This window comes from Pseudomonas sp. NPDC089752 (assembly GCF_044748725.1).
GTDB lineage: Bacteria > Pseudomonadota > Gammaproteobacteria > Pseudomonadales > Pseudomonadaceae > Aquipseudomonas.
In genome coordinates, this window is sequence record NZ_JBIVGP010000020.1 from 14,910 (window position 1) to 32,412 (window position 17,503).

The following is a 17,503-nucleotide window of genomic DNA, read 5'->3' on the forward strand; positions in this document are numbered from 1 at the left end:
TCAGTCGCGATAGAACGTCTGCACCAGGTGATAACCGAACTTGCTCTTGATAGGCCCATGCACCACTCGCAGCGGTTTCTTGAAGATCACCTGGTCGATCGCGCCCACCAGTTGCCCCGGGCGTACTTCGCCCAGATCGCCACCACGCTTGCCCGAAGGGCAGGTGGAAAACTTCTTGGCCAGCACGTCGAAGGCCTCGCCGTTGGCGATGCGCTGCTTGAGCTTTTCGGCTTCGTCAGCGGTCTTGACCAGGATATGGCGGGCTTGAGCTTTCATTGGGACACCTGTGCTTCGGGGTAAAAGGGCGCCATTATGCCTGAACATGCAGCGCCCCGGCGTTGGTCAGGATTACTCTACGTTAGCCTTCTTCACATCGTTCGACGCCGACCACACGCGATAGCGCACCTCGACCCCTTCCGGCACGTACACCACGACCGGCAGCTTGCTGTTGTAGCGCAGCATGAAGCCTTCACCCACCACCGGCACGAAGGCTTCGCTCTTCTTGCCATCCGGGCAGGCCATCAGGGTACTGGCCGGACCACCGACCTTTTCCAGGCGGTAATAGCTGTAGCCCCAGCCTTCGAGGGTGCGTTCTTCCAGGCTGCCGGCCAGGCGCTGACGGTTGCAGTCAACCTGCAGGGTCTTGCCCGCCAGGATTTCCAGCTTGAAGGCATGTTCATCGGCTTGTGCCGGCAGATGGATAACCTGGCGGGTGAAGCCTTTTTCAGCGTCGGGGTAGGGGGCGATGTCCTTGAGGCTGGCGGCCATTGCCGGGGCGGCGGCCGCCAGGGTCAGGGCCAGGATCGAGGGCAGTAGGGTTGGGCGCATAAGGCCTCCTTGCTAGAGAACGGATGCAAGACCAGCGCCAGGCCCAGGCTTCCCATCACTGGGCCAGCCAGCCACCGTCGACGTTCCAGGCGGCGCCGCGGACCTGGCTTGCGGCCTCGCTGCAGAGGAATAGTACCAGCTCACCCAAGTGCTCTGGCGTGACGAAGGCCAATGAAGGCTGCTTCTCGGCCAGCAAGTCCGCCTGCGCTTGCTGCGGGTCGACACCCTTGGCGGCACGTTCATCGATTTGTTTCTGCACCAGCGGCGTCAACACCCAGCCCGGGCAGATGGCGTTGCAGGTGACGTTGCTGGTGGCGGTTTCCAGCCCCACCACCTTGGTCAGGCCGATCACGCCGTGCTTGGCTGCAACGTACGCGGCTTTGCCGGTCGAGCCGACCAGCCCGTGCACCGAGGCGATGTTGATGATCCGCCCCCAGTTGCGCTCACACATGCCGGGCAGCGCCAGGCGGGTGCCGTGGAATACCGCCGACAGGTTCAGGGCAATGATCTTGTCCCAGCTTTCTACGGGGAACTGTTCGACCGGCGCCACGTGCTGAATGCCGGCGTTGTTGACCAGGATGTCGACGCCACCGAACTCGCGCGCGGCGAAGGTGAACAGCGCTTCGATCTGCGTCATATCGCTGAGGTCGGCCGGATGGTGCGCGGCCTTGACGCCATGCTGCGCAATCTCGGCCAGCGCCGGCGCAGGGTCGCCGAACCCGTTGAGCAGGATGTTGGCTCCGGCGCGGGCCAGCACCTGGGCAATGCCCAGGCCGATGCCGCTGGTGGAACTGGTGACGAGTGCAGTCTTGCCTTTGAGGGTCATGCAAATGCTCCTTGTTGGGCTGCGCTGTTGCGCAGAGATCAAAGCCTGCGAGTGCGCCGCATGCCCTGTGGGAGCGGCTTTAGCCGCGAAGCAAGCGACGCGGTGTATGGCACCGGCTTCGCCGGTGTTCGCGGCTGAAGCCGCTCCCACGGGGACTGCCAAATCAATCGGTTAGTGTTTTTCTACCGCCTCGGATCAAACGCCTCGCGCAGGGCATCGCCGATAAACACCAGCAACGACAGAATCACTGCCAGCGCGAAGAATGCAGTAAAGCCCAGCCAAGGGGCTTCCAGGTGCTGCTTGCCCTGGGTCACCAGCTCACCCAGTGAAGCACTCCCGGCCGACATGCCAAAGCCCAGGAAGTCCAGCGCCGTCAGCGTGGTAATCGCCCCGGTCAGCATGAACGGCACATAGGTCAGCGTGGCGTTCATCGCATTGGGCAGTATGTGCCGGAACATCACCTGGCTGTCCGGCAGGCCCAGAGCGCGGGCGGCTTTCACGTATTCCAGATTGCGGCCACGGAGGAATTCGGCGCGCACCACATCGACCAGGGTCAACCACGAAAACAGCGCCATGATTCCCAGCAGCCACCAGAAATCCGGCTCGACGAAGCCGCTGAGGATGATCAGCAGGTACAGCACCGGCAACCCCGACCATACCTCCAGCACGCGTTGCCCGAGCAGGTCGACCCAACCGCCGTGGTAGCCCTGCAAGGCCCCGGCAACCACGCCGACCAACACGCTGACCACGGTCAGCGCGAAGGCGAACAGCAGCGATATCCGCGTGCCATACAGCACCCGCGCGAGCACATCGCGGCCCTGGTCGTCGGTGCCCAGCCAGTTGCTGCTGCTCGGCGGGCTGGGTGTTGGCACCTGCAGGTCATAGTTGGGTGTGTCGGCGCTGAACGGAATCGGCGCGAACAGCATCCAGCCACCCTGGCCCTCGATCAACTGGCGCACATAGGCGCTGCGATAGTCCGGCTGAAACGGCAGCTGGCCGCCGAACTGCTGTTCGCTGTAGCGCTTGAGCGCGGGCGCGTACAACTCGCCCTTGTAGCTCAGCAGCAGAGGCTTGTCATTCGCCACCAGCTCCGCGCCGAGGCTGAGCAGCAACAGGCCGGCGAACAGCCACAGCGACACCCAGCCACGGCGGTTGCGGCGAAAACGTTGCAGGCGGCGACGCGAGACGGGCGAGAGCATCAGTGCGCCCTCGCGTCGAAGTCGATGCGCGGGTCGAGCAGGGTATACGACAGGTCGCCGATCAGGCGGATCAGCAAACCTGCGAGGGTGAAGATGAACAATGTGCCGAACACCACCGGGTAGTCACGCGACACCGCCGCCTCGTAGCTCAAGCGCCCCAGGCCATCGAGGGAGAAGATCACCTCGATCAGCAGCGAGCCTGCGAAAAACACCGTGATCAGCGCTTGGGGCAACCCTGCCAGCACCAACAGCATGGCGTTGCGCAGCACATGCCCGTACAGCACGCGCCGTTCGCTCAGCCCCTTGGCCCGTGCGGTGACCACGTACTGGCGGGAGATTTCATCGAGGAAGGCATTCTTGGTCAGCAGCGTCAGCGTGGCAAAGCCGCCGATCACCAGCGCGCCGACCGGCAGTACCAAGTGCCAGAAGTAATCGGCGACCTTGCCCAGCAGGCTGAGCTGGTCGAAGTTCTCCGACACCAGGCCGCGCACCGGGAACCAGTTCAGCGAGGTTCCCCCGGCGAACAGCATGATCAGCAGCAGGGCGAACAGGAACGAGGGCAGGGCGTAGCCGACCACGATCAGCGCGCTGCTCCAAGCGTCGAAGCGGCTGCCATGACGCACCGCCTTGCGGATGCCCAGCGGGATTGACACCAGGTAGGTAATCAGCGTGGCCCAGAACCCCAGTGACAAGGTTACCGGCAGCTTGTCGAGGATCAGGTCGGTGACCTTGGCGCCCCGGAAGAAGCTCTGGCCGAAGTCCAGCCGCGCGTACTGGCCGAGCATCAGCCACAGGCGTTCAGGGGCGGATTTGTCGAAGCCGTACTGGCGCTTGATCTCTTCGATCAACTTGGGGTCCAGGCCACGGGTGGCACGGGACTCACCGTGCACCACCTCGGCCCGCGCGCCCGGTGCGCCGCCGCCAATGCCCTGCAGCCGAGCCACCGCCTGTTCCACCGGGCCACCGGGGGCGGCCTGGACGATGGCGAAGTTGACCAGCAGGATGGCCAGCAGGGTGGGGATGATCAGCAGCAGGCGCCGCAGGATATAGGCTGTCATGGCTCGGCCTTCTGGCGCTCGGCCATTTGTGCGTTGGTCAGCGCTTCCGGGCTGATTTCCCACCAGCCGTCCAGGCCTTCGTCATAGGCAGGCTGCACCTTGGGCAGGCCGAAGCGGTTCCACCACACGGTCGAGCTGCCCGGGGGGTAATAGTTGGGGATCCAGTAGTAGTTCCACTGCAGCACCCGGTCCAGCGCATGGGCGTGGCGCAGCATGTCGGCCTGGGTGTCGGCGCGGACCAGTCCGTCGATCAGGCTGTCCACTGCCGGGTCCTTGAGCACCATGAGGTTGTTCGAGCCCGGGTCGTTGGCCGCTGCGGAGCCGAAGTAATTGTAAAGCTCGGCGCCAGGCGAGAGGGTGGTGGTGTAGCCGGTGACGATCATGTCGTAATCGCGGGCCATCACGCGGTTGATGTACTGGGCCGAATCGACGTTGCGGATATTCAAGGTGATGCCGATCTGCGCCAGGTTGCGCTTCCACGGCAGCAGCAGGCGCTCGACGCCGGACTGGCCGTTGAGGAAGGTGAAGGTCAACGGTTCGCCCGCAGCGTTCACCAGCCGATCGTTTTCGGGATGCCAGCCAGCTTGTTCGAGCAAGGCCAGGGCCTGCAGCTGCTGCTGGCGGATAATTCCCGAGCCGTCGGTTACCGGCGCCGTGAACACCTGACTGAACACTTCGTCCGGCACCTTGCCGCGCAAGGGTTCGAGCAGTTGCAGCTCGCTGGCATCCGGCAACTCACGCGCGGCCAGCGGGGTGTTGGAGAACACGCTCTGCTGGCGGATGTACATGTTGCGCATCATCTGCCGGTTGCTCCATTCGAAGTCCCAGAGCATCGCCAGCGCCTGGCGCACCCTGCGGTCCTTGAATTGCGCCCGGTCGAGATTGAACACGAAGCCCTGCGCGGTCTGAGGCTTGGCCGGGCCCAGGTGGGCGCGCTGGAGGCGGCCATCGTCCAGCTGCGCGCCGTTGTAGCCGAGGGTGAAGGCCGTGGCGGAGAATTCGCGGTTGTAGTCGTAGCCACCGCCCTTGAGCACCTGGCGCGCCACTTCGGTATCGCCGAAATACTCGATGCGGATACGTTCGAAGTTGAAGCGGCCGCGGCTGACCGGCAGCTCCTTGGCCCACCAGTTGGGGTTGCGCTCGAAGGTGATGCTGCGCCCATTGTCGATCCGCCCGATGCGGTACGGGCCGCTGCCGACGGGGGTTTCGAAACCGGCGCCGTTGGCGAAGTCGCGGTTCTGCCAATCGTGCTCGGGCAATACCGGCAGGCTGGCGAGGTCCAGGGCAAGGGTGCGGCCGTGGGGTTGCTTGAAGTCGAAACGCACGCGGTGCGGGCCTTCCACTGTGACGCCGGCGACGTCGACGAAAAGCGTTCGATACTTGAGGCTGCCTTGGCTCATCAGCTTGTTGTAACTGAAGCGCACATCCTCGGCGCGTACGGGTTTGCCGTCCGCAAATGTGGCCCTGGGGTCGATCTCGAAGCGCAGCCAGGCATCTTGCGGGCCGCGCTCCATACGCCGGGCGATCAGCCCGTAGACGGTGTAGGGTTCATCGAACGAGCGCACTGCCAGGGGCGCGTACAGCCAGCCATCGACCTCGCTGACGCCAGTGCCCTTGTCGATGTACGGCAGAATATGGTCGAACTGGCCAATCTCGATGGCCGAGCGGCGCAATGTGCCGCCTTTCGGGGCGTCGGGGTTGACGTAGTCGAAGTGGCGGAAGCTTTCAGCGTAGCGGGGCGCTTCGCCGTAGACGGTGAGGGCGTGGCTGGGCGCGGCTTGTATCGCAAAGCTCAAGCACGCCAGTACTACTCCCAGAAAAACCTGTGGGAGCGGGCTTGCCCGCGAATGCGGCGGCGAATTCACCATCGCATTCGCGGGCAAGCCCGCTCCCACAGGGAACACTACCGGGGACCTTGGCTTAGTCCTGACGGCTGGTCACTTCCAGCAGGTGGTAGCCGAACTGGGTCTTGACCGGGCCTTGCACGGTGTTGAGCGGGGCGCTGAACACCACGGTGTCGAATTCCTTGACCATCTGGCCTGGGCCGAACGAGCCCAGATCACCGCCCTGGCGGCTGGACGGGCAGGTGGAGTTGGCTTTGGCGATTTCAGCGAAGTCGGCACCGGCTTCGATCTGAGCTTTCAGTTCGTTGCATTTGTCTTCGCTGCTGACGAGGATGTGACGGGCGGTGGCGCGTGCCATGGGTACTACTCCTTGGGTGAAAAGGGCAAGCCTAGCGCGTTGCATGGCAAATGTCTCGCAAGGCTTGCCGCAGTTCATTACAGGCGTTCTGCGGCCTCGCGCAACAGCCGTTCTGTCGCCCCCCATCCCAGGCAGCCGTCGGTGATCGACACGCCGTACTTCAGCGCGCCTTTACCCAATGCCTGGCAGCCATCGAACAGGTGACCTTCGAGCATCACCCCGACAATCGAGGTATCGCCGGCCAGGCGCTGGGCCAACACGTCCTCGAACACGGCCGGCTGGCGCGCCGGGTCCTTGCCGCTGTTGGCATGGCTGCAATCGACCATGATCCGTGCCTGCAGGCCGGCCTTGGCCAGGCCTTGGCGGGCCTGGGCAATGCTGCTGGCGTCGTAGTTCGGGCCCTTGTGGCCGCCGCGCAATACCAGGTGAGTGTCCGGATTGCCCAGGGTCTCGATGATCGCCGGGTAGCCCTGCGCATCCATGCCGAAGTGGCGGTGCGGGGCGGCAGCGCTGCGCATGGCGTCGCAGGCGATGGCGACACCGCCGTCGGTGCCGTTCTTGAAACCGACCGGTAGCTCCAGGCCGCTGACCATCTCGCGGTGCACCTGCGATTCGGTGGTGCGCGCGCCAATCGCCGCCCAACCCAGCAGGTCATCGAAGTAACCGGCGGCCATCGGCTGCAGCAGCTCGGTGGCGATCGTCAGACCGCGTTCGATCATGTTCAGCATCAGGCCACGGGACAGGGCGATGCCGGCATGCATGTCGTCGCTGCCATCGAGATGTGGGTCGTAGGCCAGGCCTTTCCAGCCCACCGTGGTGCGGGGTTTTTCCACGTAGGCGCGCATCACCAGCAGCAGCTTGTCATCCACTTCGCGGCTGAGCGCGGCCAGGCGGTCGGCGTACTCCAGGGCCGAGCGGGGGTCGTGGATCGAGCATGGGCCGACGACCACCAGCAGGCGCGGGTCGCGGCCTTCGAGGATGGCGCGGATGGCCTGGCGCTGGGCTTGGACTTGCTGAGCGTGTTCAATGGAGAGCGGCATCTGCTGTTTGAGCAGGTGCGGGCTGGGCAGGCGGCGGCTGACGGTGGTGTTGGCCGCGTGCGGCTGGGTCAGGGGCAGAGCGAGGTTGGAGGCTTGCATGGCGTAGGTTCCCTGGGCGGACGGCGGGTTCTGGCCCGCGCGGTCGGCCGCTATCGAGGTGTTCGACTGATCGTTGAATTCAAATTGGCTGCAGCGTTGCCACCGTGGACGGTCCGATCGGAGGCGGCAGGCTGGCCCGAACGGGAATGGCTAAATCGCCAGGCGTAGGTGCTTGCGTAGTAGTAAGTGGCGTAGTTCATGAAAGTGTCCTCAGTGTGATTCGGTAATGTTCGAAAGCCTGAAAAAGCAAAACCCCCGGTCGGGGAGCCGACCGGGGGTTTGAGTATTCTCATGTTCGGCGGCCCCTCGAAGGTGGGCGCCGTGTGGGTATCGGCGCCTAGTGGCTAAACCAATACCCAAAATACGAGCAGGCGAGTGCCTTGCAGCCGGCAACGGCCAGCACAGGGCGCAGGCTGCGACCGGTGTGGTTGGCGTGGTTGCGGGTGTGTTTCGGCATGTTGCTCTCCAGTGAATGAGCCCGAGCTTACTTCAGGTGATACACCGCGTTCAATGGATAAATGCTATCGCCCCGATATTTGCAGTAATTGGATAGCGCTGTGCAGCAGGCGGATATTGCCCCCTGGATGCGCCCCTTAACCTGAGCCGGTCTGAACAATAACAATGGAGACCCCGGCCATGTCCCTGGGATTCGACTACCTCAATGCCATGCTCGAGGACGACCGTGAACAGGGCATCTACCGCTGCAAGCGCGAGATGTTCACCGACCCACGGCTGTTCGACCTGGAGATGAAACACATCTTCGAGGGCAACTGGATCTACCTGGCCCACGACAGCCAGATCCCCGAGAAAAACGATTTCCTCACCCTCACCATGGGGCGCCAGCCGATCTTCATCGCGCGCAACAAGGACGGTGACCTCAATGCCTTCCTCAATGCCTGCAGCCACCGCGGCGCCATGCTCTGCCGGCACAAGCGCGGCAATCGGTCCAGCTATACCTGCCCGTTCCACGGCTGGACCTTCAACAACAGCGGCAAGCTGCTCAAGGTCAAGGACCCGAGCAACGCCGGTTACCCCGACAGCTTCAACTGCGACGGCTCCCACGACCTGACCAAGGTCGCCCGGTTCGAGTCGTACCGGGGCTTCCTGTTCGGCAGCCTCAACGCCGACGTCAAGCCGCTGGTCGAGCACCTGGGCGAGTCGGCGAAGATCATCGACATGATCGTCGACCAGTCCCCCGAGGGCCTGGAAGTGCTGCGCGGCGCCAGCTCGTACATCTACGAAGGCAACTGGAAGCTAACTGCTGAAAACGGCGCCGACGGCTACCACGTAAGCTCCGTGCACTGGAATTACGCCGCCACCCAGAACCAGCGCAAGCAGCGCGAAGCGGGTGACGAGATCAAGACCATGAGCGCCGGGGCCTGGGCCAAGCAGGGCGGCGGCTTCTACTCCTTCGACCACGGCCATTTGCTGCTGTGGACGCGCTGGGCCAACCCCGAGGACCGCCCGGCATTTGAGCGAAGAGCTGAACTTGTCGCCGACCATGGCCAGGCCCGCGCCGACTGGATGATCGAGAACTCGCGCAACCTGTGCCTGTACCCCAACGTGTACCTGATGGACCAGTTCAGCTCGCAGATCCGCATCGCCCGGCCGATTTCGGTGAACAAGACCGAAATCACCATCTATTGCATCGCGCCCAAAGGCGAGAGCGCCGAGGCCCGCGCCAGCCGCATCCGCCAGTACGAAGACTTCTTCAACGTCAGCGGCATGGCTACCCCGGATGATCTGGAAGAGTTCCGCTCGTGCCAGACCGGCTACGGCGGCGGCACCGGCTGGAACGACATGTCACGCGGCGCGACGCACTGGGTCGAAGGCGCCGACGAGGCTGCCCGCGAAATCGAGCTCAAGCCGCTGCTGTCGGGTGTGCGCACCGAGGACGAAGGCCTGTTCGTGCTGCAGCACAAGTATTGGCAGGACACCATGCTCAAGGCGCTCGAAGGCGAACAGCGACTGATCCCAGTGGAGGCCGTGCAATGAGTCTCTATGAAACCGTGCGCGACTTCCTCTACCGCGAGGCGCGCTACCTGGACGATGCCCAGTGGGACCAATGGCTTGAACTCTATGCCAGCGATGCCACCTTCTGGATGCCGAGCTGGGACGATGACGACACCCTGACCGAAGATCCGCAAAGCGAAATCTCGCTGATCTGGTATGGCAACCGTGGCGGCCTTGAGGACCGGGTGTTCCGCATCAAGACCGAGCGTTCCAGCGCGACCGTGCCGGACACCCGCACCTCGCACAACCTCAGCAACATCGAGATCGTCGAGCACGGCGAGGGCAGCTGCCAGGTGCGCTTCAACTGGCACACCCTGAGCTTTCGCTACAAGACCACCGACAGTTACTTCGGCACGAGCTTCTACACCCTCGACCTGCGCGGCGAACAGCCGTTGATCAAGGCCAAGAAGGTCGTGCTGAAGAACGACTACGTGCGTCAGGTCATCGACGTCTACCACATCTGATTCGAGGCAAAGCGAACTGCCCGGCGTGCCCCAAGAGCGCGCCGCGGCCAGCTTCGCCCGCGAGGTGCAACATGAGCTTCCAGATCGCGCTTAATTTCGAAGACGGGGTGACCCGCTTCATCGAGGCCAGCGGCCATGAAACCGTGGCCGACGCCGCCTACCGCCAAGGCATCAACATCCCACTGGACTGCCGCGACGGCGCCTGCGGCACCTGCAAGTGCAAGGCCGAGTCCGGACGTTACGAGCTGGGCGACAACTTCATCGAAGACGCGCTCAGCGAGGACGAAATCGCCGAAGGCTACGTGCTGACCTGCCAGATGCGCGCCGTAAGCGACTGCGTGGTGCGTATCCCGGCGTCTTCGCAGGTATGCAAGACCGAGCAGGCCAGCTTCCAGGCCGAAATCAGCGACGTGCGTCAGCTGTCGGCCAGCACCATTGCCTTGTCGATCAAGGGCGAAGCGCTGAGCCGCCTGGCCTTCCTGCCGGGGCAGTACGTTAACCTCAGCGTGCCGGGCAGCGACCAGAGCCGTGCCTATTCCTTCAGTTCGCTGCAGAGGGACGGCGAGGTCAGCTTTCTGATCCGCAACGTGCCGGGCGGGCTGATGAGCAGCTTCCTCACAAGCCTGGCCAAGGCCGGCGACAGCATGAGCCTGGCCGGGCCGCTGGGCAGCTTCTACCTGCGGCCGATCCAGCGGCCGTTGCTGCTGCTGGCGGGCGGCACTGGGCTGGCACCGTTCACCGCCATGCTGGAGAAAATCGCCGAACAGGGCTGCGAGCACCCGCTGCACCTGATCTACGGGGTGTCCAACGACTTCGACCTGGTCGAACTGGACCGCCTGCAGGCCCTGGCTGCACGCATCGCCAACTTCACCTTCAGCGCCTGCGTGGCCAACCCCGACAGCCAGCACCCGCAGAAGGGCTACGTGACTCAGCACATCGAGCCGCGCCACCTCAATGGCGGCGACGTCGACGTGTACCTGTGCGGGCCACCACCGATGGTCGAGGCGGTCAGCCAGTACATCCGCGAGCAGGGCATCACCCCGGCGAATTTCTATTTCGAGAAGTTTGCGGCAGCGGCCGCCTAAGTGCTGCCCGGGCATGGAGAAATAACGATGAATACAAGATTTCAAGGCAAAGTCGCCCTGGTCACCGGTGCCGCCCAAGGGATTGGCCGGGGCGTGTGCTGGCGGCTCAAGGCCGAAGGCGCGCAGGTGGTGGCGGTGGACCGCTCCGAGCTGGTCCATGAGCTGGCCGGGGAGGGAATGCTGACCCTCATCGCCGACCTCGAACAGCACAGCGACTGCGCCCGGGTCATGGCCACGGCGGTCGAAACGTTCGGCCGCATCGACATCCTGGTCAACAACGTCGGCGGCACCATCTGGGCCAAGCCGTTCGAGCACTACGAAGTCGAGCAGATCGAGGCCGAAGTGCGCCGCTCACTGTTCCCCACCCTGTGGTGCTGCCATGCCGCGCTGCCGTACATGCTCGAACGCGGTAGCGGCGCCATCGTCAACGTCTCGTCCATCGCCACCCGCGGCGTCAACCGCGTGCCCTACGGCGCGGCCAAGGGCGGCGTCAATGCGCTGACCGCGTGCCTGGCCTTCGAAACCGCCGGCCGTGGCATCCGCGTCAACGCCACCGCGCCCGGGGGCACCGAAGCACCGCCTCGGCGGGTGCCACGCAACGACGCCGCGCAGGGCGAGCAGGACAAGGTCTGGTACCAGCAGATCGTCGACCAGACCCTCGACAGCAGCCTGATGCACCGCTACGGCAGCATCGACGAACAGGTCGGCGCGATCCTTTTTCTGGCCTCCGACGAGGCCTCCTACATCACCGGCGTGACCCTGCCGGTAGGGGGCGGTGACCTTGGCTGAGGTTCACCCTCCAGGCTCGCTTCTCCTCCACAAAAACAACTGGAGCTCTTGCATGACAAGCCCGACCATTGAACGGCTGGAGGCGCTGATCGTCGACCTGCCGACCATCCGCCCGCACAAGCTGGCCATGCACACCATGCAGCAGCAGACCCTGGTGGTGCTGCGCCTGCATTGCAGCGATGGCGTCGAAGGCATCGGTGAAGCCACCACCATCGGCGGCCTGGCCTATGGCTATGAGAGCCCTGAAAGCATCAAGGCCAATCTCGACGCGCACCTGGCGCCGGCACTGCTCGGCATGGCTGCCGACAACATCAACGCCGCCATGCTCAAGCTCGACAAGCTGGTGAAGGGCAACACCTTTGCCAAGTCCGGCATCGAAAGCGCCTTGCTCGACGCCCAGGGCAAGCGCCTGGGCCTGCCGGTCAGCGAGCTGCTCGGCGGGCGCGTGCGGGACAGCCTGGAGGTGGCCTGGACCCTGGCCAGCGGCGATACCGCGCGCGATATCGCTGAAGCACAGCACATGCTGGAGATCCGCCGCCACCGAGTGTTCAAGCTGAAGATCGGCGCCAACCCGCTCGAGCAGGACCTCAAGCACGTTGTAGCGATCAAGCGCGAGCTGGGCGAGCGCGCCAGCGTGCGCGTCGACGTCAACCAGTACTGGGACGAATCCCAGGCCATCCGCGCCTGCCATGTGCTGGGTGACAACGGCATCGACCTCATCGAGCAGCCTATTTCGCGCATCAACCGAGGTGGGCAAATCCGCCTGAACCAGCGCAGCCCGGCACCGATCATGGCCGACGAATCCATCGAAAGCGTCGAGGACGCCTTCAGCCTGGCCGCCGAGGGTGCTGCCAGCATCTTCGCCCTGAAGATCGCCAAGAACGGCGGCCCACGTGCCGTGCTGCGCACCGCGCAGATCGCCGAGGCGGCCGGCATCGCCCTGTACGGCGGGACCATGCTCGAAGGCTCGATCGGCACCTTGGCCTCGGCACACGCGTTTCTCACCCTGCGCCAGCTGACCTGGGGCACCGAACTGTTCGGCCCGCTGCTGCTGACAGAAGAAATCGTCAACGAAGCGCCGCAGTACCACGACTTCCAGCTGCACGTGCCGCGCACCCCGGGCCTGGGCCTGACCCTGAACGAAACCCAGCTCGCCCGCTTCGCCCGCCGCTGAAGGAAGCACACATACCCCTGTGGGAGCGGGCTTGTCCCGCGAAGCAGGCACCGCGGTGCATGGCACGGGCTTCGCCCGTGTTCGCGGGACAAGCCCGCTCCCACAGGGATCGCGCCAGCTTTCATACACAGATACAAGGAGAACCCCATGCTGTTCCACGTGAAGATGACCGTAAAACTGCCGGTCGACATGGACCCGGCCAAGGCCACGCAACTGAAGGCCGACGAAAAGGAACTGGCCCAGCGCCTGCAGCGCGAGGGCACTTGGCGCCACCTGTGGCGCATCGCCGGGCACTACGCCAACTACAGCGTATTCGACGTGCCCAGCGTCGAGGCGCTGCACGACACGCTGATGCAACTGCCGCTGTTCCCCTACATGGACATCGAGGTCGATGGCCTGTGCCGTCACCCGTCGTCGATGCACAGCGACGACCGCTGAACCGAGCCTTTTGCACAAGAACAAGATGAGGTAACCCCATGACCGTGAAAATTTCCCACACTGCCCAAGCCCGGAAGTTCTTCGAAGAAGCCGCAGGCTTCGGTAATGACGAAGGCAGCCCGCGCCTCAAGCGCATCATCCAGCGCCTGCTGCAGGACACCGCGCGCCTGATCGAAGACCTGCAGATCAGCGAGGACGAGTTCTGGCATGCGGTCGATTACCTCAACCGCCTGGGCGGGCGCGGCGAGGCCGGGCTGCTGGTCGCCGGCCTGGGCATCGAGCATTTCCTCGACTTGCTGCAGGATGCCAAGGATGCCGAAGCCGGTCTCACCGGCGGTACCCCGCGCACCATCGAAGGCCCGCTTTACGTCGCTGGGGCACCCATCGCCCAAGGCGAAGTGCGGATGGACGATGGCAGCGAAGAGGGCGTGGCCACGCTCATGTTCCTCGAAGGCCAGGTATTCGACCCACAGGGCCAGCCGCTGGCCGGTGCCACGGTCGACCTCTGGCACGCCAACACCCGTGGTACCTATTCGTTCTTCGACCACAGCCAGTCCGAGTACAACCTGCGCCGACGCATCATCACCGATGCCGAAGGTCGTTATCGCGCGCGCACCATCGTGCCGTCCGGTTACGGTTGCGATCCCCAGGGGCCGACCCAGGAATGCCTCGACCTGCTCGGCCGCCACGGTCAGCGTCCGGCGCATGTGCACTTCTTCATCTCGGCGCCAGGGCATCGGCACCTGACCACGCAGATCAACCTGTCCGGCGACAAGTACCTCTGGGACGACTTCGCCTATGCCACGCGGGACGGGCTGGTGGGGGAAGTGGTGTACCGGGAGGGCCGCGAGGGGCGGTATGCGGAGTTGAAGTTCGATTTCCAGCTGCAGAAAGCTCAGGAATGTGTGGATGAGCAGCGCAGCGGGCGGCCTCGGGCGTTGCAAGAGGCCTGATTCTTCGCGGTGGCCTTTCGCGGGCTTGCCCCGCGAAGAGGCCGATGCAGATTTTTGCCAATCGTTGTCACACACCAGCATTTGCACCCTGAAGCGTTCGAGGGTTAGGTTTCCGCTATTGCCCATTCAGGAAGCTTTCCCTTGGACTCCATCACCCAAGCCGTACTCGGCGCCGCCCTGCAGGGCACGGTGCTCGGTCGCATTCAGGGCCGTAGATCGCTCGTTTACGGTGCGCTGCTGGGCACCGTGCCGGACCTCGATGTGGTCATCCGTTACGCCGACCCGGTTTCGCAGATGACCTACCACCGGGGTTTTTCCCACTCCATCTTCGTGTTGACCGGCCTGGCGCTGTTGCTCGCCTGGCTGGTCAACGGGCTTGGCCGCAAGTATTGGCCCGATAAGGGCTATGCCTTGCCGAGGCTGTTCCTGGCGTTCTGGCTGGTGCTGGTCACCCACCCGATTCTCGATTCATTCACGGTGTACGGCACGCAACTGTTCTGGCCGTTGCAGTTCACGCCGCAAAGCTGGGCCTCGGTGTTCATCATCGACCCGGTGTACACCGTGCCACTGTTAGCCGCAGTGCTCTACGCAGCCTTCAAGGGCATCAGCGGCAGGGCGCTGCGCCTGTTGAGCCTGGCGCTGGTGTTCAGCACGGCCTACCTGGGCTTTGGCCTGGCCGGGCGCATGGCTGCGGAGCAGCGTTTCCAGACGGCACTGGACCAGCAGGGCATTGTCGTCAGCCACGTGCGCGCCGTCCCAATCGCATTCAACAGCCTGGTCTGGCGGGTACTGGCCAAGACCCCGGACGGCGACTACTACGAAGGCGTCAGTAGCGCTTTCGACCACGACCCACCCGAAATGCAGCGCTTGGCGCTGAACCTTCCGCTCGCCGACGCAATTGCTGAGGCGCCGCTGTTGCAGCGCCTGCGCTGGTTTACCGATGACTGGCTGCGCTACGACGAGGTGGACGGCGCGCTGGTGGTCACCGACCTGCGCATGGGCATTCCCGGCAACTACACCTTCCGCTTCAACATGGCCCACCGCGACGCGCAGGGGCAGTGGGTTGCCCACACCCCAACCGCGTGGCGGGGCGCCGGAGTCGGTTCGATGTTCAACAGCCACGACCTGGCGTTGATCTGGCGGCGCATTCTTGATCAGCAACCGCCGCTGCCGTTGGCTGCGTGGACCAGCAAATACCTGGGCCAAACCGCCGTACCTGGGCGCTGAGCGATGCGTTCGGCGGGGCTCGACCTGGTCAAATGGACCGCGATCGTGACCATGGTCGCCGACCATCTGCGTTATCTCTGGCCGGCCGCCGATGGCTTGTTCATTGTCGGTCGGCTGGCGTTCCCGCTGTTCTGCCTGGCCATTGCGGTGAATGTCGGGCGCAGCCCGGCGGGCAGCTTGTTCACCCGTGGCAACGTGCGCTACCTGAGCTGGATGCTGGCCTTCGCGGTGCTGTCCGAAGGGCCTTATCGCTGGCTGGACCCCGCCACGCAGACCCTCAGCGTTATCCCCACGCTGACCTTGGGGTTGCTGGTGGCCTGGGGCGTGCGGCACCCGCAACTGCCGGCACGGTTGATCGGGCTCGGTGCTTTACTGATCGCGACCCTGTTCAGTGCGCAATTGATGTATGGCTTGCCGGGTGTGCTGCTGCCAGCGGCCTGGCTCATGGCACACAGCCGCGGCGGTGCCGCCTGGTTGCTACCCTGCCTGTTGGCCGTGGCCGGCAACCTGACCAACAGCTGGTTGTTCGGGCACCTGATGGCGCCGTTCACATTGCTGACCCTGGCTGCCGCCACATTGGCCATCCCTATCGGCTGCCGGCTGCTGCGCTGCGATCATCGCCCAGTGCCGGCGGTGGGCCGTTGGGGCTATCTGTTCTACCCGCTGCACCTGCTGGTCATCAAAGGGCTGCAAGGGCTGTTGTAGCCATGCCCTTGCAATGCGCCAAAATGCACCCATCTAAGCGGGTCTCACTCTGCGCAGGAGCCTGCCATGGAACCCAACCGCTTCGGCGACATCGCGGCCTTTGTCTGTGCCGCCAAGGCCGGCAGCTTCACCGCAGCGGCGGCAAGCCTTGGGCTGACGCGCTCGGCCGTTGGCAAGAGCATCGCCCGGCTGGAAGCGCGCATGGCGGTGCGCCTGCTCAACCGCACCACGCGCAAGCTGAGCCTGACCGACGAAGGCCTGGTGGCCTTCGAGCGCTGGCGGCAGATCCTCGACGACCTGGACGAGGTGGAAAGCACCATGGCCCTGCGACGCGGCAAACCTACCGGCACCCTGCGCCTGACTGCGCCGCTGTCGCTGGGCCAGCGCCATGTGCGGCCGATTCTCGATGCCTACCTCAAGCAATGGCCAGAGCTGCGCGCCGACATCCGCTTTACCGACCGGTTCGTCGACCTGGTCGAGGAAGGCGTGGATATCGCCGTGCGCATCGGCGCACCCAAGGAGGACTCGCAGTTGCTCACCCGCACGGTGGGCTGGCAGCAGTTCGTCACCTGCGCCTCGCCGGATTACTTGAGCCAGCATGGGGTGCCGCAGGTGCCAGCGGACCTCTACGGGCATGACAAGATTGCCTTTCTCGCTGGCGAAAAGACCATGGCTTGGCGCTTTCATACGGCCGAGGGCCTGCACCTGTGCGAGGAACCGGGCCGCCTGAACATCGACAGTTCCGAAGCCATGCTCGACGGCGCGCGGGCGGGTTTCGGGCTGATTCACCTGCCCACTTACATCACCGCTGACGACCTGCGCGCCGGCACCTTGGTGGAGGTGCTGCAGGCTTACCGGCCACCGGCGGACCCGATCCGCGTGGTCTACCCGAGCAAGCGCCACCTGTCCCCACGGGTGCGCGGTTTCATCGACCTGTTGGTGGCAAGTTGGGAGCAGGGTGTGCCTTGGGAGCGATGATTGGGAAAAGACGCAGTTGAAAGGTGCCGGTGGGCGCTTGAATCAAGGCTGGGTAAATTGCCAGTGGCGCCTTCGCATTGGATGGTCGACACTGGTACGAACCGGGGCTTGTCAAACGACCAGATACCCGCCACGTTCACCCAATGCAATACGCAGATAGCGATCGAGGATTCAGCGCATGGCCGAAAGACAGAAAGGAACTGTTAAATGGTTCAACGATGAAAAAGGCTTTGGTTTCATTACCCCGGCTGGGGGTGGTGATGACCTGTTCGTTCATTTCAAGGCAATCGAGTCGGATGGTTTCAAGTCTTTGAAAGAAGGCCAGACTGTCAGCTTCGTTGCCGAAAAAGGGCAGAAGGGTATGCAGGCTGCGCAAGTACGTCCTGAGTAACTCGGACGTAAATGAAACGGGGCCCCTAGGGGCC

Annotated in this window: 19 protein-coding genes; 11 read left to right on the top strand and 8 right to left on the bottom strand. The window is 64.1% G+C overall.

Going from position 1 to position 17,503, the window contains the following annotated elements:
• From ACIPZF_RS24090 to ACIPZF_RS24125, 8 genes are all read right to left on the bottom strand, one after another.
• Entirely contained in the window at nt 1–276 is a 276-nt protein-coding gene (locus ACIPZF_RS24090) for a peptidylprolyl isomerase (RefSeq protein WP_008095636.1), read from the bottom strand.
• Between the two features lie 72 nt (nt 277–348).
• Complete coding sequence (gene eco / locus ACIPZF_RS24095; protein WP_400804062.1) at nt 349–828, bottom strand: serine protease inhibitor ecotin; 480 nt, start codon at nt 826–828, stop codon at nt 349–351.
• Nucleotides 829–883: 55 nt separating this feature from the next.
• The gene (hbdH, locus tag ACIPZF_RS24100) at nt 884–1,654 is read right to left on the bottom strand and encodes a 3-hydroxybutyrate dehydrogenase (RefSeq protein WP_400804064.1); all 771 of its coding nucleotides are present in this window, start codon (nt 1,652–1,654) and stop codon (nt 884–886) included.
• Nucleotides 1,655–1,836: 182 nt separating this feature from the next.
• Nucleotides 1,837–2,853 carry an ABC transporter permease gene (locus ACIPZF_RS24105; protein WP_400804067.1) on the bottom strand — a complete coding sequence of 339 codons (1,017 nt, stop codon included), beginning with the start codon at nt 2,851–2,853 and terminating at the stop codon, nt 1,837–1,839.
• Nucleotides 2,853–3,911 carry a microcin C ABC transporter permease YejB gene (locus tag ACIPZF_RS24110; RefSeq protein WP_400804069.1) on the bottom strand — a complete coding sequence of 353 codons (1,059 nt, stop codon included), beginning with the start codon at nt 3,909–3,911 and terminating at the stop codon, nt 2,853–2,855. Before ACIPZF_RS24110 ends, ACIPZF_RS24105 begins: the two co-directional genes overlap by 1 nt.
• Nucleotides 3,908–5,779: an extracellular solute-binding protein gene (locus ACIPZF_RS24115; protein WP_400804186.1), complete on the bottom strand. Its 1,872-nt coding sequence runs from the start codon at nt 5,777–5,779 to the stop codon at nt 3,908–3,910. Before ACIPZF_RS24115 ends, ACIPZF_RS24110 begins: the two co-directional genes overlap by 4 nt.
• Before the next feature lie 52 nt (nt 5,780–5,831).
• Nucleotides 5,832–6,113, bottom strand: a complete 282-nt coding sequence (locus tag ACIPZF_RS24120) for a peptidylprolyl isomerase (RefSeq protein WP_400804070.1) — start codon at nt 6,111–6,113, stop codon at nt 5,832–5,834.
• Between the two features lie 77 nt (nt 6,114–6,190).
• The gene (locus ACIPZF_RS24125; RefSeq protein ID WP_400804072.1) at nt 6,191–7,252 is read right to left on the bottom strand and encodes a 3-deoxy-7-phosphoheptulonate synthase; all 1,062 of its coding nucleotides are present in this window, start codon (nt 7,250–7,252) and stop codon (nt 6,191–6,193) included.
• 636 nt (nt 7,253–7,888) lie between these two features.
• On the opposite strand from ACIPZF_RS24125, the gene benA reads away from it, so the two are divergent.
• From benA to ACIPZF_RS24180, 11 genes are all read left to right on the top strand, one after another.
• Nucleotides 7,889–9,247: a benzoate 1,2-dioxygenase large subunit gene (gene benA / locus ACIPZF_RS24130; protein WP_400804075.1), complete on the top strand. Its 1,359-nt coding sequence runs from the start codon at nt 7,889–7,891 to the stop codon at nt 9,245–9,247.
• Nucleotides 9,244–9,729 carry a benzoate 1,2-dioxygenase small subunit gene (gene benB / locus ACIPZF_RS24135; protein WP_400804077.1) on the top strand — a complete coding sequence of 162 codons (486 nt, stop codon included), beginning with the start codon at nt 9,244–9,246 and terminating at the stop codon, nt 9,727–9,729. The genes benA and benB overlap by 4 nt, the downstream gene beginning before the upstream one ends.
• A 71-nt stretch (nt 9,730–9,800) precedes the next feature.
• Nucleotides 9,801–10,814 (top strand): benzoate 1,2-dioxygenase electron transfer component BenC, encoded by a 1,014-nt coding sequence (gene benC, locus ACIPZF_RS24140; protein ID WP_400804079.1) that lies wholly within the window; start codon nt 9,801–9,803, stop codon nt 10,812–10,814.
• A gap of 27 nt (nt 10,815–10,841) precedes the next feature.
• A complete protein-coding gene (locus ACIPZF_RS24145; protein WP_400804081.1) occupies nt 10,842–11,603 on the top strand; it encodes a 1,6-dihydroxycyclohexa-2,4-diene-1-carboxylate dehydrogenase in 762 nt (253 codons plus the stop codon).
• Nucleotides 11,604–11,655: 52 nt separating this feature from the next.
• Entirely contained in the window at nt 11,656–12,777 is a 1,122-nt protein-coding gene (locus ACIPZF_RS24150; protein ID WP_400804083.1) for a muconate cycloisomerase family protein, read from the top strand.
• A 147-nt stretch (nt 12,778–12,924) separates the two neighbouring features.
• The gene (gene catC / locus ACIPZF_RS24155) at nt 12,925–13,215 is read left to right on the top strand and encodes a muconolactone Delta-isomerase (RefSeq protein WP_400804085.1); all 291 of its coding nucleotides are present in this window, start codon (nt 12,925–12,927) and stop codon (nt 13,213–13,215) included.
• A gap of 38 nt (nt 13,216–13,253) precedes the next feature.
• Entirely contained in the window at nt 13,254–14,168 is a 915-nt protein-coding gene (gene catA, locus ACIPZF_RS24160) for a catechol 1,2-dioxygenase (RefSeq protein ID WP_400804086.1), read from the top strand.
• Between the two features lie 141 nt (nt 14,169–14,309).
• On the top strand, nt 14,310–15,395 hold the full coding sequence (locus ACIPZF_RS24165; RefSeq protein WP_400804089.1) for a metal-dependent hydrolase: 1,086 nt from the start codon (nt 14,310–14,312) through the stop codon (nt 15,393–15,395).
• A gap of 3 nt (nt 15,396–15,398) precedes the next feature.
• Complete coding sequence (locus ACIPZF_RS24170; RefSeq protein ID WP_400804092.1) at nt 15,399–16,100, top strand: TraX family protein; 702 nt, start codon at nt 15,399–15,401, stop codon at nt 16,098–16,100.
• Between the two features lie 66 nt (nt 16,101–16,166).
• Entirely contained in the window at nt 16,167–17,078 is a 912-nt protein-coding gene (locus ACIPZF_RS24175) for a LysR substrate-binding domain-containing protein (protein WP_400804095.1), read from the top strand.
• A gap of 178 nt (nt 17,079–17,256) precedes the next feature.
• On the top strand, nt 17,257–17,469 hold the full coding sequence (locus ACIPZF_RS24180) for a cold-shock protein (RefSeq protein ID WP_400804098.1): 213 nt from the start codon (nt 17,257–17,259) through the stop codon (nt 17,467–17,469).
• Nucleotides 17,470–17,503 lie beyond the last annotated feature (34 nt).